Source organism: Streptomyces sp. NBC_00704 (assembly GCF_036226605.1).
Taxonomy (GTDB): Bacteria; Actinomycetota; Actinomycetes; order Streptomycetales; family Streptomycetaceae; genus Streptomyces.
Genome location: NZ_CP109000.1, coordinates 2108818 through 2123824, shown reverse-complemented (window position 1 = coordinate 2123824; position 15007 = coordinate 2108818). Strand labels below are relative to the sequence as shown.

Genomic DNA, 15007 nt, shown 5'->3' with positions numbered 1-15007 from the left:
GGTCGTACCGCCGAGGAGACCCGGCGAGGCCTAGCGGCCTCCGCTCACCCGCCCTTGCAGCAGCCGGGACAGCGCCGCGTGCACGTCGTCCAGGGAGCGCTCGGGCTGGAAGGCCTGCCAGTCCAGGGCGGCCACCAGCACCATGCCGACCAGCGCGGCCGCCGTCAGCTGCACGTCGATCTCGTCGCTGAACTCGCCGTTGTCCACGCCCTCGCGCAGCACCCCCTCGACGACGGCCACCGCCTCCTGCCGCACGACCATGAGCGTGGACTGCCAGGCCCGGTTGGTGCGCCACAGCTCGGCCACGTACAACTGCGTGAACGACGGGTAGCGGTCGATGAAGACCAGGCCGGCGCGGACCATCGCGTCCAGGGCGTCGACCCTGCTCCCGCCCTTGCGCGCCGTGTCCTCGGCGGCCTCCCGCAGCGAGGCGGTGAGCAGGCCCACGCCGTGCCGCAGCAACTCCTCGAAGAGGACCGACTTGCTCGCGAAGTTGTAGTAGACCGTGCCCTTGGCCACGCCTGCGCGTTCGGCGATCTCGTCCACGGTGGTGGCGGAGAAGCCCTGTTCGGCGATGAGGGTGACGGCCGCCTCGTAGAGCTTCTGCCGAGTGGCCTCGCGGCGGGTGCGGCCGCCCGGGGTGGTGCTGCTGTCCATGGTCCTGATTGTCACAGGAACGCGGCCTCCCGGGCGCCCGATCGTCACAGGCTCAGCTCCGGGTGCAGCCGGTCCAGGGTCCACACCTGGCGACGGCGCGCCGACAGGGCGGTCAGCGCCAGGGCGCCCGCGGTGAACGCGAGGAGCACCGCGCAGGCCTGCCACACCGGCCCCAGGCCGCCGCCGCTGATGAGCCTTCTCAGCGCGTCGACGACGTAACTCATCGGCAGGTACGGGTGGACGGCGTTGAAGAAGCCGGGACTGGTCTGCACCGGATAGGTGCCGCCCGCGGACGTCAGTTGCAGCATCAGCAGCGCCAGGACGAGGATCCGGCCCGCCGGCCCGAAGCGCGCGTTGAGCCACTGCACGAGTGCCGCGAAGCACGCCGCCACCAGGAACAGGAAGCCCACGGTGCCGGCCGCGCGGACCATCTCCAGGCCGATCGCCCAGTGCAGGACGGCCATCAGCGCCGTCGTCTGGAGCACGCCTATCGCCACGACGGGCAGCCAGCCGGCCAGCGCGATCCGCCATGCGGGAGCCCCCGCCGCCAGCGCGCGCCGGTTCATCGGCGCGATCAGCATGTACGCCACCATCGCGCCCACCCACAGCGACAAGGGGATGAAGTACGGGGCGAAACCGGTGCCGTAGTTGGGCGCCTTGTGCCGGTCGTGGGAGGCGAGCTGGACCGGGTCGGCCATGACGGCGGTGCGCGCGTCGCGCTGCCGGGCGTCGTAGTCGGGGATCCGTCCGACGCCCTCGTGCAGGCCGTCGGCGAGCTTGCCGGAGCCGTCGGAGAGCTTGAACATGCCGCCGTTGAGGTCCTGCGCGCCCGTCTTCAGCCTGCCGACGCCCGCGTCCAGGTTCACGGATCCGGTCGTGGCCGTGCCGATCCCGGTGTTGATCTTCTTGGCGCCCTTGGCCACCTTCGCCGCCCCGGTGTTCAACGCGTTGACCTGGGACACGGCGTTGTCCAGGTCCTCGGAGAGGTGCGGGGCGTCGTCGGCGAGGGACTGGGCCTGCTTGCGCAGGGCGGTGAGGTTCGCGCGGAGCGTCTTCAGGTCGCCGTCCTGATCGGCGACCAGCGTGTTGACGTCGTCGGCGACCGTCGCCACGTCGGCGGCCGTGTCCTTGGCCTTCTTCAGGTCGGCGCACGCGGGATCGGGCAGCACCGGCGTCTCGCAGCGCGCCTTGTACACCTCGGCGAGCGTGTCCGAGGCCGTGTGGGCGCCGGTGGCGGCCACCGGGGCGGCCTTCACCAGGGTCTCCAGGTTGTCGTGGACCACCTTCGAGGAGTCCGCGACGAGTCGGGCGGTGTCCCCGATGGTCTTCTCGTTCGACTTGACGAACGGGCCCAGGGCGCCGGAGATCCCGTTGACCTTGTCGGCCAGCTTCTGGGTGCCGTCCGCGACCTTCTGCGACCCCTCCTGGAGGGTGTCGGCGCCCGTGTCGAGCTTCTTCAGCCCCTTCGTCAGCTTGCCACTGCCGTCCTTGGCGTCGCCGAGACCGTCCGCGAGGTCCTTGGAGCCCTGCTCGGCCTTCCCGATGCCGCCGTTGAGGTCGTCGGCGCCGTCGGCGGCCTTCGCGGTCGCGCCGTGGATGTGGGAGAAGGAGACGAAGATCTTGTCGAGGAAGGACCGTGAGGCCTTCGTGGACGCGGCCGTGCGCACCTCGCTGAAGACGGTCCGCGAGATCTGCCCGACGATGTAGTTGTTCGCGTCGTTCGTGCGCACCTGGAGTGCGCTCGTCTCGGGGGAGTCGCCCGAGCTGGAGGCGATCCGCCGGCTGAAGTCGGCCGGCATGGTCAGCGACAGGTAGTACCTGCCGTCCTCCACGCCCGCGCGTGCCTCGGCGGCGCTCACCTCGTGCCAGTCGAAGACCTTGCTGTCGCGCAGCTTCGCGGTGATGTCGGCCCCGGCGGTGATCTTCTCGCCCCCGGCGGTGGCCCCCCGGTCGTCGTCGACCAGCGCGACCGGGATGCGGTCGAGCCGGCCGTAGGGGTCCCAGAAGGACCACAGGTACAGCGCGCCGTACAGCAGGGGCAGCAGCAGGAGCGCGACGAGGGCGGCCCGCGGGAGCCTGCCCCGGCCGAAGCGCCTCAGCTCAAGCGCGGCGAGTCTGGGCGAGCGCATCGGACTCCTCCTCATCCTTTTCCTTCAGGCCGGCCTGCGGCCCGGCGACCGCCTCCGTGACCGCGTCCGCGTCCGCCTCCGGCTCCGCGTCCGCCTCCGGCTCCGGCTCGGCTCTGTGATCGTCCTGGGGTCCGGCTCCCCGTGCGCCCCGCGGTCCGGTGTCCGGCTCGTCCTGCGGTGTCGTCGTCTCCGGGTGGTCCTGCGGTGTCGCGGTCCCCGGTTCGTCCTTCGGTCCGGGTGGACCGGCTTCCGGCGGGGCGGGACGACGGGTGTCCTGCGACTCCCGGCGCGCATCTCCTCGCGGGCCGTCGGGACGGTCCCCGGACGGGACGGCGTCCGCGCCGGTGCGCACCACGACCGCGCCCTCGGGCGCCTCGGCGCACACCGCCAGCACGGTCGTCCCGGCCTCGGCGAGGGACCGCAGCAGCGCCCAGACCTCCGCCCGCTCGGCCGCCGACAGCTTCAGGTCGACGTCGTCGACGCCGAGCAGCCGGGGCCGGCCGACGAGCGCCAGCGCCACCGACAGCCGCAGCGCCTCGACGCGCTCCAGGTCCCGCACGGCGGTCCGCGAGCCCTTGGGCAGGGTCTCGCGGTCGAGTCCGGCGGCGTCGAGCGCGGCGTCGATCCGCAACTCCGCCTCGGACGCCCGGTCCGCGCGCGACCGCAGCAGGTCGCGCAGGGAGCCGCCGAACCGCCTTTGCAGCAGCGCCCGTTCGCGCACGTGCTCGCCGACGGTCAGCGCCGGTTCGAGATCCGTCACGCCGGGTACGTGGGCGAGGGCGGCGATGCGACGCACGGCCGCCAACTGCTCGGGCAGGCGCGCCCCGCCCACGGTCGCCGTCCCCTCGGTGGCCTTCATGCGCCCCGTGAGGGCGAGCAGCAGGCTCGTGCGGCCGGAGCCCGAGGGCCCTTCGATCGCGATCAGCGAGCCGGGCTCCGCGTCGACGGCGACGTTTCGGAACGCCCAGCCGCGCGGGCCTCGGAGCCCGAGGCCGTCGGCTGTGACGGCGACTCCGTCCACAGGTCCCCCCTGGAATCCGTGTTTTTGAACTGACTGGTCAGTGCAAAAAGTAGCCCGAACTCTCGATCGAAGCAAAAGGCCAGGTCAGAACGGATTGTCAGTGGCATACCGCACGATGGGGTCATACGGCAGTCCGTATCGGACGTGCCGTCACACAGACGACAGGAGGTTCGTCATGGCCACCTACCACGCAGCCGCCGCACAGCGGCGCCGCGCCACCGGCCCTGCACCCTCACTGACCGGTCCCGCGAGCGACGTTCACCCCGTGCTGCGCCGCACCACGGCCCCGCCCGCCGCCCTCGACCTGCTCGCCCAGGCCCGCGCCGGGCTGGACGAGGCGGCCGTCCTCGAAACCCCCAACGAGCGTTACGCCACGGCCCATCTGGCGGCCCTGCGCACCGCGGCCGCCGTGCTCGCCGCCCGGGGCCGCCCGGAGCCCTCGCCCCGCCGCCGGGCCCGCATCCGCAGCGCCTGGGAAGTGCTCCCCGAGATAGCGCCCGAACTCGCCGAGTGGAGCGCGCTGTTCGCCTCCGGGGCCGGGCGCCGCGCCCGGGCCGAGGCCGGCATCCAGGGCGCGGCCACCCGCCGGGACGCCGACGACCTGATACGCGACGTGGCGATGTTCCTCCGTCTCGTCGAGCGCATGCTGGTGCTCCAGCCGGTCCTGCCACAGCCACGCCAGGAGGAGGACCCCGACGGCCCGGCGACGGACCACGGCCTCCCGGACGCGGGCTGACACGGCGTCACGGACACGGCCGGCACGACGCCGCGGACCGGGCTGACACGGCCCCCCGGGCGCGAGCTGACACGGCGTCGCGGGCGCGGGTCGGTGCGGCGTGGCGGGCGCGGGTCGGTGCGGCGTGGCGTGGCGCCCCGCGCACGTCGGCGCGGACGTCGCCACCCGCAAGGGACGTCCGCCGCTCACCTCCGGCGTGCACGCCCTGCGCGCACGCCAGGGCTTGCGTGTCAGGGCTCAGATCAGGCGTCCCTGCCCCTGCGCACGTTCGCCGGTGTGGTGGGCGACGCGGTCCGCCGCCGGGGTACGCCACCGGCGCCTGCGGACGGCGGGACCGACCGGCGCGCGGACGGCGGGACGGCGAAGGCGACGAGTGGGACCGGGAAGGCGAACAGGCGAGGCCAGGAAGGCGGAGGGACGGGGCCGGGAAGGCGAACGGGCGAGCTGGGGAAGCCGGGCTACCGGACCGGGGCGGACGACCGGACCGGGAGGGCGCGGGGACGGGGAGGGCGCGGTCCGGCCGCGTGACCGGACGGGACGCCGGAGCGATGGGCGTGACGTCGCGTATCGCTCCTCCCGGACCGGACGCCGAGGCGACGGGCTGACCGGACGGGACGCCGGGGGCGACGGGCGTGACGTTGCGCATCGCTCGTCCGGACGGAACGCGGAGGCGATGGGCGTGGCCGGACGGGACGCCGGGGGCGACGGGCGTGACGTCGCGTATCGCACGTCCGGACGGGATGGGACGGGACGCGGAGGCGATGGGCGTGGCCGGACGGGACGCCGGAGGCAATAGGGTGGAAGTCGCCTGAAGCCTTCCCCGCGTCCGTCCGTCCGCGCGCCGGTCCGGACCGGCCGGGGAGGGCAGCCCGTTCGCTCCGCCGCGCAAGAGGCGGTGCCGCGCCGAGGAGTCAACTGCCGTGTCGGACCCGATGCGCCCGCCCGTCTCCCACCCCGGTCCCCAGCCGACGCCGGCACGTTCCGGCCCCGCCCGGTCCCGTGCCTCGCTGCGCACCGCCGTGGTCTGGGAGGTCCTGCGCGACGCCCTCGAGGACCGGGTCAAGGCGACCGGCCGCGAGTCGCTGGACGTCCTCGACACCGGGGGCGGCAGCGGCAACTTCGCGGTGCCCGTGGCTCTCCTCGGGCACCGGGTCACCGTCGTCGACCCCAGCCCCAACGCCCTGTTCGCCCTGGAGCGGCGCACCGCCGAGGCCGGCGTGGCCGACCGCGTGCAGGGCGTCCAGGGCGACGTCCACGGGCTGTTCGACGTGGTCGGGCGCGACGGCTACGACGCCGTCCTGTGCCACGGAGTCCTGGAGTACGTCGACGACCCGGCCGAGGGCGTCCGCAACGCGGTCGCCGCGCTGCGCGCCGAGGGCTTCCTCAGCCTCCTCGCCGCAGGCCTCGGCGGGGCCGTCCTGGCGCGCGCCCTCGCGGGCCACTTCAAGGAGGCCCGGCAGGCGCTCACCGCGCCCGACGGCCGCTGGGGCGAGGGCGACCCCGTGCCGCGCCGCTTCACCGCCGAGCAGCTCACCGGACTCGTCGAGGACGCGGGCCTGACGGTGGGAGCCGTGCACGGGGTGCGGGTCTTCGCCGACCTGGTGCCCGGCGTCCTCGTGGACACCGAGCCCGGAGCGCTGGAGGCCCTGCTGAAGCTGGAGGAGGCGGCGGCCGAACTCCCCGCCTTCCACTCCGTCGCCACCCAGTTGCACGTGCTGGGTGAGGCGCGGTCGGCCGACGGGAGCTGAGCGCCACCCGGGACGCACCGCTGATCAGGGACTTGGCTGCGCATGGAGTACGCCACAGGCCCCCCGTTCGGGCGCGGTGCGCCGTATGATCGAGGGAGACCGCCCGGCATGACGGGCCGGCTGCCGGGGAAAGGAAACCTCAGCGAGTCGGACGTCCATGACGGGCGTCGGTTGGCCAATTGGCGTAGAGGGGCGGGTTTCACGGGGGCGATTCCCCGCCTATCCTGAAGGGACCCCCCGGGTCGCCCCGGCGACTGCACGATGAGGAGGACTCCGTGCCGCTCTCGGAGCACGAGCAGCGCATGCTCGAGCAGATGGAGCGAGCGCTGTACGCCGAAGATCCCAAGTTCGCGTCAGCGCTCGAGGGAAGCGGGCTGCGTACGTACACCCGGCGGCGGGTCTACCAGGCGGTCGCTGGCTTCCTCGTGGGAATCGCGCTCCTCATGGCAGGTATGGTCGCCAAGCAGGTGTGGCTGAGTGTGGTCGGCTTCCTCGTGATGCTCGGCTGCGCGGTGCTCGCCGTCACCGGCTGGCGCAAGGCCCCCAAGCCGGGTGAACAGCCCGCGGCGGGAGCCGCAGGCGCCCCGCCCGCCCGCGGTCAGGTCAGGCAGAAGCGCTCGATGATGGACCGGATCGAGCAGCGCTGGCAGCGCCGCCGTGACGAGCAGGGCGGTCACTGACACCGCCGCCGAACCGGACCGCCGCAGAACCGAATCTGCTCCTGGTTCGCGAACAGACATGGTTGAGGGGGCGACCACCCGACTGGGTGGTCGCCCCCTCAACCATGTCCGCCGCAACCATGTCCGCGCTGTCCTTTCCACCGGCCCGGGCCGCCTCACCACCGTCCCGCCCACCCGGACGGCCCTGACCGGCCGGGCCGCCCTCGGGCGCGGGCCTGCCAGCCGATTCGCCTGCCAGCCGATGCGCCGGTCAGCCGACGGCGCTCGGCGGACCGCCCGCCCGCAGGGGCTGGCCAGTCAGGTCGCCGTACGGGCCGGCCGCCCGTAGGGGCGGGCCGGTACGGCGACCCGACCGGGCACGCGGCCGCCCGCTGAGAGGGTGCGGCTGAGCGGTCCGCTTCCGAGGGCGGGCCGGTCAGCCGCTTTGCTGGCCGGACGGCCGGTGCACCAGGGCCGTCAGCCGGGCCGTCCAGGACGACCTGAGGGCCGTCCAGCGGTCCGCCACGTCCCAGAGCGCGCGCACGGCCGAACGCGGCGCCACGACCGCCCGCACCCGCGTCGTCCAGTCGGCCTTCTCCTGCAGTGCCGCCCGCACCGTGCGGACCTCGTCGGCGAGTCCCGCCTCGGCCCTCGGCTCCGGGGCGTACAGCACCTGCTCCACCGCCCCCGCGACCCGGTGCACCGAGCGGCCGGCCGTCTCGTCCAGCCCTCCGGTCCGCACGATCCGCGCCGCCGCCCGGCGGGGGGTCAGCGCGTCGTCCGGTTCGATGCCGAAGTCCCACGCCGTGTCGGTGAGCTCGCGCCACACCGCCAGGACATGGCCGACGGCGGCGGCCGCGGCCTCGTCCCCGGGCTCGTCCAGCAGGACCGCCGGCCCGGAGCCGTTCACGGCCTCGCCGCCCGCGCCCGCCCTGTCCCGCCGGCCCGGGGGAGCCCCGGAGGCCGCCGCGGAGTGCTGGGCGGACGCCAGCCGCGCCGAACGTCTTCTCAGCCGCCACAGCATCGGCAGCAGCGGCAGCACGAGCGCCGCGCCCCCCAGCAGCGTCCAGGTGGCGATCCGGTACCAGGGGGTGCCGCCGCCGCCCTGCCCCGGCTGGTCCACCGGCAGCGCGTTGGCGCAGTCCTCCAGCTTCTTCTCCTGGGCCGAGCAGCCGGAACGGGCCGAGGGCGCGGTCGACGGCGCGGCGTCCGCCGAGCGCGAGGCCTGCGGCGGCTCGGGGAGTGCCGCGCCCGGCGAGTCGGGCACGGTGTAGGTGGGCGTGGTGCCGCGGGTCGGGGTCGGCTCGAAGCGGGTCCAGCCCACGCCCTCGAAGTACAGCTCCGGCCAGGCGTGCGCGTCCCTCAGGCCCACCGCCACCGAACCGTCCGCCTGCGGGGAGCCCGGCGCGAAGCCCACCGCGACCCGCGCCGGTATGCCCAGGGTGCGGGCCATCGACGCCATCGCGAACGAGAAGTGCACGCAGAAGCCCTGCTTGTCCCGCAGGAAGCGGGCGATCGCGTTCGGGCCGTTGCCGACCTCGACCTGGGTGTCGTACTCGAAGCCGCCCGTCACCGCGAAGTAGTCCTGGAGCGCGACCGCCCTCTCGTAGTCGTTGTCGGCGCCCCTGGTGATTTGGCGGGCCTGCTTCGCCACCACCGGCGGCAGGGAGTCCGGCACCTTGGTGTAGTCGCGCCGGACGGAGTCGGGCGCCTGCGGCGCCGCGGCCAGCTGCTGCGCCGTCGGCTGCACGTCCAGGCTCTTGACCTGGTAGGACTTGCCGCTGGTGTTCTGGCCGTGGTCGCCGACGAGCGTCATGCCGACCGGCTCGTAGCGCCAGTTGCCCTTGATCTGCACACCGCTCGGCGGGTACGGCATCGGCAGCCAGTCCTGGGCGTAGTCGTCGACGGCCGCGATCCGGGTGGTGATCTCCGTGCGCTTGACGTCGGGGCCCAGCCCGGTGGGGGCGGGGAAGTCGTCGGGCACGGCGACGATGTGGCGCTTGGCGGGCCGCCACGTCGTGCCGTCGAATTCGTCCAGCGACACGATCCGCAGATACATGCCGGAGAGGTCGCTGGTGTTGGTGCGCAGCGTCAGGACCGTACGGTCGTCATCCACGTTCAGGCTGTCGCGCAGCGACACCAGCGGGTTCACCGCGGAGATCGTGCCCCCGCCTCCGTTGCCCGCGCCCACGCCGGCGCCCGTCGCGCCGAGCAGACCGCCCTGTATCGCCGGCAGCGGCAGCAGCGGCACCACGAGGGCGACGCCCAGCGCGGCCATCCCGATGCGCCGGCCGGTGCGCACCGGGGCGACCGGACCGGGCTGCCCGCCCGGCCCGCGCCCGGACCCGCCGAAGACCCGCCCCCACTGCGAGAGCCGCTCGCGGCCCTCGGCGAGCAGCAGGAGCAGATAGCCGGCGGCGGCCACCAGGAACCACAGCCAGTCGGCCGCCCCGTCGGACAGGCCCGCGGCGACCGAGTACAGCGCCAGCAGCGGCAGACCGGCCGGAGCCGCGTTGCGGAAGGTGACCGCGAGGGTGTCCACCACCAGGCCGATCACCAGCACCGCGCCGATCACCATCAGCCGGATGCCGTCGGACAGCGGGGCCGGGATCGCGTACCGCCCCACGTCGTCGGCGCCCGACCGGAGCAGGTCGCCGAAGTGGCGGAACGCCTCGGGGCCGGGGATCAGACCGGCGAGCGCCTGCTCGCGGGCGAAGACCAGGGTCAGCATCACGAGCGTGACCAGTGCCTGCGCCGCCACGGTCAGCGGCCGGGCCAGCGGGACGCGGCGGGCCGCGGCGCCCGCTGCCGACTGGACCGCCAGCATGAACGCCGCCTGCACCAGCCAGGTCGCCGGGTCCAGCAGCGGCAGCAGGGCGCACGACGCCATCAGGGTGGCCGCCGCCGAGCACAGCGTCAGCCGGGCACGTCCGCTCATGACCATCCCTCCCCGCCGTTCGCCGCGCCCGCCGTCGTCACGCCCGCCCGGTCGCGGTCCGCCTGGCGCCACAGCTCGTTCAGTGAAGCGCCCCGCGGCACGCTCAGGGCCGTCCAGCCCGCCTCGCGCAGCATCCGCAGCCGCTCCTCCTGCCTGTTCATCGGATCGGGGACGCCGTTCGGTTCACGCGCCCGGTGGTCGCCGTCCAGCAGGAAGGCGACCGCGCCCCCGCTGCGCTGGCGCATCTTCGCGGCCACCGCCGCCCCTTCGTCGTCGAGATCGCCGAAGAACGCCACCAGCAGGCCCTCGTTGCCGCCGCGCAGCACGTCGTACGCACGGGACAGGCCCGTGCCGTCGGAGTGGTCCACCACGGCGAGGGTGTCCATCATCAGTCCGGCCGCGTCGGCCGACTCCTGGTTGGCCCCGGCGAACCCGTCGGCCCCCTCGCCGGGCACCGAGTTCCCGGTGTCGGTCAGCAGCCGCACGGAGAAGCCCCGCTCCAGCATGTGCACCAGCACGGACGCGGCGCCGGAGACCGCCCATTCGAAGGCCGAGTCGGGGCCCGCGCCCTGGTAGGCCTCACCCCGCGTGTCGAGCAGCACCGTGCAGCGCGAGCGCTGGGGCTGCTCCTCGCGGCGCACCATCAGCTCGCCGTAGCGGGCGGTGAGGCGCCAGTGCACGCGGCGCAGGTCGTCGCCGTAGCGGTAGGCGCGCGGGATCACGTCGTCCTCGCCGGCCAGCGCCAGGGAGCGCTGGCGTCCCTCGCCGTACCCCTTGGCCTCGCCGCTGAGGCGGACCGGGGACAGCGGCTCGACGCGCGGTATGACCGTCAGCGTGTCGTGGGCGGAGAAGGAGCGGGTGAGCTCGCACATCCCGAACGGGTCGTTGAGCCGTAGCTGGAGCGGACCGAGCGGGTAGCGGCCGCGCAGGTCGGAGCGGACCCGGTAGGACACCTCGCGGCGGCCGCCCGCCTCGACGCGGTCCAGGACGAAGCGGGGGCGCGGGCCGAGCACGTACGGCACCCGGTCCTGGAGCATGAGCAGGCCGGTGGGCAGCCGTGACACGTTGTCCATCCGCAGGTGGACGCGGGCCTCGCTGCCGGCCGGGACGCGCGCGGGGGAGAGCCTGCGGCTGCCGGCCACCCGGTAGCGGGTGCGGTGGACGACGGCCGCGCAGATCAGCGGGAGCGCGGCGAGCAGCAGCCCGACGCGCAGCAGATCGGGCTGGCCCAGCACGTAGGCGCACACGGCGGCCGCGATGCCGGCGGCCAGGAAGGACCGGCCCCGGGTGGTCAGCCCGGCCAGCGCCGTGCGCACGCCGCCCTTGTCGCCCTTCGCTCCCCGGCCGGTCGGCGGCTGTCCGGAGCCCCCGGCGGCCATCACAGCCTCCGCGACTGCTGGCCGTACGCCTGCGGGTCCCGCCCGAGCCCGTATCCGTGCTGCTGCGGGGTGGCGGGCACGGGGGTGCGCTGGATGATCTCCTCGACGACCTGCTCCGCCGTGCGGCGGTTGAGCTGGGCCTGCGCGGTGGGCAGCAGGCGGTGGGCCAGCACGGCCACGGCGAGGCTCTGCACGTCGTCCGGCAGGGCGTAGTCCCGGCCGCTGAGGGCCGCGGTCGCCCTGGCCGCGCGCACCAGGTGCAGCGTCGCGCGCGGGGACGCGCCGAGTCTGAGGTCCGGGTGGCTGCGCGTGGCGGTGACCAGGTCGACCGCGTAGCGCCGCACCGCGTCGGCGACGTGGACACCGCGTACGGCGTCGATGAGCTTCACGATCTCGTGGGCGTGGGCGACCGGCTGGAGGTCGTCCAGCGGGTTGACGCCGCCGTGCACGTCGAGCATCTGCAGCTCGGCCTCGGGGCTCGGGTAACCGATCGAGACGCGGGCCATGAAGCGGTCGCGCTGGGCCTCGGGCAGCGGGTAGGTGCCCTCCATCTCGACCGGGTTCTGCGTGGCGACCACCATGAAGGGACTGGGCAGCTCGTAGGTCTGCCCGTCGATGGTGACCTGGCGTTCCTCCAGCGACTCCAGCAGCGCCGACTGCGTCTTCGGCGAGGCACGGTTGATCTCGTCGCCGATCACGATCTGCGAGAAGATCGCGCCCGGCTTGAACTCGAATTCGCGGCGCTGCTGGTCCCAGATGGACACGCCCGTGATGTCCGAGGGCAGCAGGTCGGGGGTGAACTGGATCCGGCGCACCGAGCAGTCGATGGACTTGGCCAGCGCCTTCGCCAGCATCGTCTTGCCGACGCCCGGTACGTCCTCGATCAGCAGATGCCCCTCGGCGAGGAGCACGGTCAGCGAAAGCCGTACGACCTCGGGCTTGCCCTCGATCACTCCCTCCACCGAACTGCGGACACGCTCCACAGTGGCGGTCAGATCTGTGAGGCTCGCTCGCTCGTCATAGGTCGTCACCCGGCCCTCCTCGGCCCAAACTTTCTCCGGGCCGACGCACTGTGCGGCAAACCGGCCCACCCCGAATCACGGACGCCGCCGCGAAAGTGCTCAGCGCGGCGTCACCCTCGCATTCTTGCTGCCGTTACCGATTCGTGTCACTCGCCTGTGGACAACTGTCCGCGATATGTCGGTTTTATGGGGATCCGGGTGCCCTGGAGGCGCGAATCAACAGCGAAACGACAGTGAACGACCGAGCCCGTGACAGGTCACACGGGCATCGGCGAGCGGCGCGGGGGCCTGACGGACGGGGAGGGGGTCACGCGGGGGCGATCTCGCGCAGCGAGCCCGTCCGCACGTCGAACACGAAGCCGCGCACGTCGTCGGTGTGCAGCAGGAACGGCGAGGTGCGCACCCGCTGCATCGACTGGCGGACGTCCTGGTCGACGTCGCGGAAGGCCTCCACCGCCCAGGCCGGACGCTGTCCGACCTCCATCTCCAGCTCGGTGCGGAAGTCCTCGGTGATCGCCTCCAGGCCGCAGCCCGTGTGGTGGATCAGGACGATGCTGCGCGTGCCCAGCTTGCGCTGGCTGATGGTGAGCGAGCGGATCACGTCATCCGTGACCACGCCGCCCGCGTTGCGGATCGTGTGGCAGTCGCCGAGTTCCAGGCCGAGCGCCGCGTGCAGGTCGAGGCGGGCGTCCATGCAGGCCACGACCGCGACCTCCAGAACGGGGCGGGCGTCCATGCCGGGGTCGGCGAAGGCCGCGGCGTACCGCTCGTTCGCCGCCACGAGGCGGTCGGTCACGGCGCCGCGGTGTATGGCGCCATCGGATTCGACGGGTACGGATGCGGAAGTCGTCATACTCATGACGGTACTGGTCACGACCCTTCCGGTCTCGCTGTGGGTACGGAAAAAGAGCGTCATCACGCCCCTTTTGTGAGGTACGCCACAGCCGCCCGGACGCGGCGCGCGGCCCCGGGCCGCGCCGCGCAGGCCGGTTGATTGACCGCGAGACACCGTGGACTAAAGTGACGCGAAGCGGGAGGCGACGATCTCCCTGCTGGACTGAACCCCGAGAGACCCCGGCCCGGCCGCCGGAGATCTCCCCGCGGCGCCGGAGGGCCTTCCCTTCACCAGGGGGCGGGGACCCGGCGGTGCGTACCACCCGCCGCATCTGAGAGGGCCCCTTGAGCCACAGTCGACATGTCCCGGTGATGCTCCAGCGGTGCCTGGACCTGTTGGCCCCCGCCCTGGGGGAACCCGGAGCGGTGGTCGTCGACTGCACGCTCGGCCTCGGCGGCCACAGCGAGGCCCTGCTGACGCGCTTCCCCGAGGCCCGGCTCGTCGCCCTCGACCGCGACAAGGAGGCGCTGCGCCTGTCCGGCGAACGCCTCGCCCCCTTCGGCGACCGCGCCACCCTCGTGCACGCCGTCTACGACGAACTCCCCGAGGTGCTGGACCGGCTCGGGCACACGCGCGTGCAGGGCGTCCTGTTCGACCTCGGCGTCTCCTCCATGCAACTCGACGAGGCCGACCGCGGCTTCGCCTACGCCCAGGACGCCCCGCTCGACATGCGCATGGACCAGACGACCGGCGTCAGCGCCGCCGAGGTCCTCAACACCTACCCGCCCGGCGAACTCGTGCGGATCCTGCGGGCCTACGGCGAGGAGAAGCAGGCCAAGCGGATCGTCTCCGCCGTCGTGCGCGAGCGCGACAAGGAGCCGTTCACCAACAGCGCGCGGCTCGTCGAGCTGATCCGCAACGCCCTTCCGCAGGCCGCCAAGCGAACCGGCGGCAACCCCGCCAAGCGCACCTTCCAGGCGCTGCGCATCGAGGTCAACGGCGAACTCTCCGTCCTGGAACGCGCGATCCCGGCCGCCGTCGAGACGCTCGCCGTGGGCGGAAGGATCGCCGTCCTGTCGTACCACTCCCTCGAAGACCGGCTGGTCAAGCAGGTGTTCGCGGCCGGAGCCGCCAACACCGCCCCGCCCGGACTGCCCGTCGTGCCCGAGCGCTACCAGCCGAGGCTCAAGCTGCTCACCCGTGGTGCCGAACTTCCCACCGAGGAAGAGATCGCCGAGAACCGGCGCGCCGCGCCGGCGCGGCTGCGCGGGGCGGAGCGGATCAGGGAGTCCATCGAATGACGGGCGTGAGCCGAGGGTGGCGCGTTCCACCCGGGGGAGGGCGAGTGAGCGGGAGACCCGAACTGAGGGGGAGGGCCGCCCGGTTCGCCCGGCTCTTCCCGGCAGGTCCGCGCCAGGCGGCCCGCACCCCGTTCGTCCTCCTCGTCGTCCTTCTCCTCGGCGGCGGCCTCATCGGACTGCTCGTGCTGAACTCCGCGCTCAGCGAGGGCTCGTTCAAGATGGACGACCTGCGCAAGGACACCAAGAGCCTCACCGACGAGGAGCAGGCGCTCCAGCGCGACATCGACTCCTACTCCGCCCCGGACGCCCTCCAGCGCCGGGCACGCGAACTGGGCATGGTCCCCGGCGGCGACCCGGCCTTCCTCAACCCCGACGGCACCGTGAAGGGCGTCCCCTCGCCCGCGGCCCGGCAGTCCGCGCAGGAGGCCCCCGCCGTCCGGCCCCCCGAGGCCCTGCTGTCGTCCCAGACGATCGGGTCGCCGCCCTCGCCGGCCCCGAGCGGCGCCCCGCTCGCCGCCCCGGCGCGCGGCGCGGCCCCCGAGCCGACCGCAACCACCCCCGAGACCCCCGGCAGGTGACGGA

At 73.7% G+C, this 15007-nt stretch carries 12 protein-coding genes; 5 read left to right on the top strand and 7 right to left on the bottom strand.

Annotation, left to right across the window (positions count from 1 at the left end; genetic code table 11):
- Positions 1-30: 30 nt before the first annotated feature.
- The 3 genes from OG802_RS09380 to OG802_RS09370 are packed head-to-tail and all read right to left on the bottom strand — an operon-like array spanning position 31 to position 3807.
- The gene (locus tag OG802_RS09380) at positions 31-657 is read right to left on the bottom strand and encodes a TetR/AcrR family transcriptional regulator (protein ID WP_329408985.1); all 627 of its coding nucleotides are present in this window, start codon (positions 655-657) and stop codon (positions 31-33) included.
- 44 nt (positions 658-701) lie between these two features.
- The gene (locus OG802_RS09375; protein WP_329408983.1) at positions 702-2786 is read right to left on the bottom strand and encodes a YhgE/Pip domain-containing protein; all 2085 of its coding nucleotides are present in this window, start codon (positions 2784-2786) and stop codon (positions 702-704) included.
- Positions 2758-3807 carry an ABC transporter ATP-binding protein gene (locus OG802_RS09370; protein ID WP_329408981.1) on the bottom strand — a complete coding sequence of 350 codons (1050 nt, stop codon included), beginning with the start codon at positions 3805-3807 and terminating at the stop codon, positions 2758-2760. Before OG802_RS09370 ends, OG802_RS09375 begins: the two co-directional genes overlap by 29 nt.
- Before the next feature lie 175 nt (positions 3808-3982).
- On the opposite strand from OG802_RS09370, the gene OG802_RS09365 reads away from it, so the two are divergent.
- The 3 genes from OG802_RS09365 to OG802_RS09355 all read left to right on the top strand — a co-directional run bounded on the left by OG802_RS09365 (position 3983) and on the right by OG802_RS09355 (position 6971).
- Positions 3983-4543, top strand: coding sequence for an SAV_6107 family HEPN domain-containing protein (locus OG802_RS09365; protein WP_329408978.1), 561 nt, complete (start codon positions 3983-3985; stop codon positions 4541-4543).
- Between the two features lie 920 nt (positions 4544-5463).
- Complete coding sequence (locus tag OG802_RS09360) at positions 5464-6291, top strand: methyltransferase (protein WP_329408976.1); 828 nt, start codon at positions 5464-5466, stop codon at positions 6289-6291.
- A gap of 275 nt (positions 6292-6566) precedes the next feature.
- On the top strand, positions 6567-6971 hold the full coding sequence (locus OG802_RS09355) for a DUF3040 domain-containing protein (RefSeq protein ID WP_329408974.1): 405 nt from the start codon (positions 6567-6569) through the stop codon (positions 6969-6971).
- A gap of 415 nt (positions 6972-7386) precedes the next feature.
- On the opposite strand, the gene OG802_RS09350 is transcribed toward OG802_RS09355, so the two are convergent.
- The 4 genes from OG802_RS09350 to OG802_RS09335 all read right to left on the bottom strand — a co-directional run bounded on the left by OG802_RS09350 (position 7387) and on the right by OG802_RS09335 (position 13142).
- Positions 7387-9888 (bottom strand): transglutaminase TgpA family protein, encoded by a 2502-nt coding sequence (locus tag OG802_RS09350; RefSeq protein WP_329408970.1) that lies wholly within the window; start codon positions 9886-9888, stop codon positions 7387-7389.
- Positions 9885-11267, bottom strand: a complete 1383-nt coding sequence (locus OG802_RS09345) for a DUF58 domain-containing protein (protein ID WP_329408968.1) — start codon at positions 11265-11267, stop codon at positions 9885-9887. Before OG802_RS09345 ends, OG802_RS09350 begins: the two co-directional genes overlap by 4 nt.
- The gene (locus OG802_RS09340; RefSeq protein WP_329408966.1) at positions 11267-12298 is read right to left on the bottom strand and encodes an AAA family ATPase; all 1032 of its coding nucleotides are present in this window, start codon (positions 12296-12298) and stop codon (positions 11267-11269) included. The genes OG802_RS09345 and OG802_RS09340 overlap by 1 nt, the downstream gene beginning before the upstream one ends.
- Positions 12299-12596: 298 nt before the next feature.
- Positions 12597-13142 carry a beta-class carbonic anhydrase gene (locus OG802_RS09335; protein WP_443055210.1) on the bottom strand — a complete coding sequence of 182 codons (546 nt, stop codon included), beginning with the start codon at positions 13140-13142 and terminating at the stop codon, positions 12597-12599.
- Between the two features lie 326 nt (positions 13143-13468).
- On the opposite strand from OG802_RS09335, the gene rsmH reads away from it, so the two are divergent.
- Together rsmH and OG802_RS09325 are read left to right on the top strand one after the other, a co-directional pair.
- Positions 13469-14425, top strand: a complete 957-nt coding sequence (gene rsmH, locus OG802_RS09330; protein WP_329408964.1) for a 16S rRNA (cytosine(1402)-N(4))-methyltransferase RsmH — start codon at positions 13469-13471, stop codon at positions 14423-14425.
- Between the two features lie 44 nt (positions 14426-14469).
- The gene (locus OG802_RS09325; protein WP_329408962.1) at positions 14470-15003 is read left to right on the top strand and encodes a septum formation initiator family protein; all 534 of its coding nucleotides are present in this window, start codon (positions 14470-14472) and stop codon (positions 15001-15003) included.
- The last annotated feature ends 4 nt before the right edge of the window (positions 15004-15007 follow it).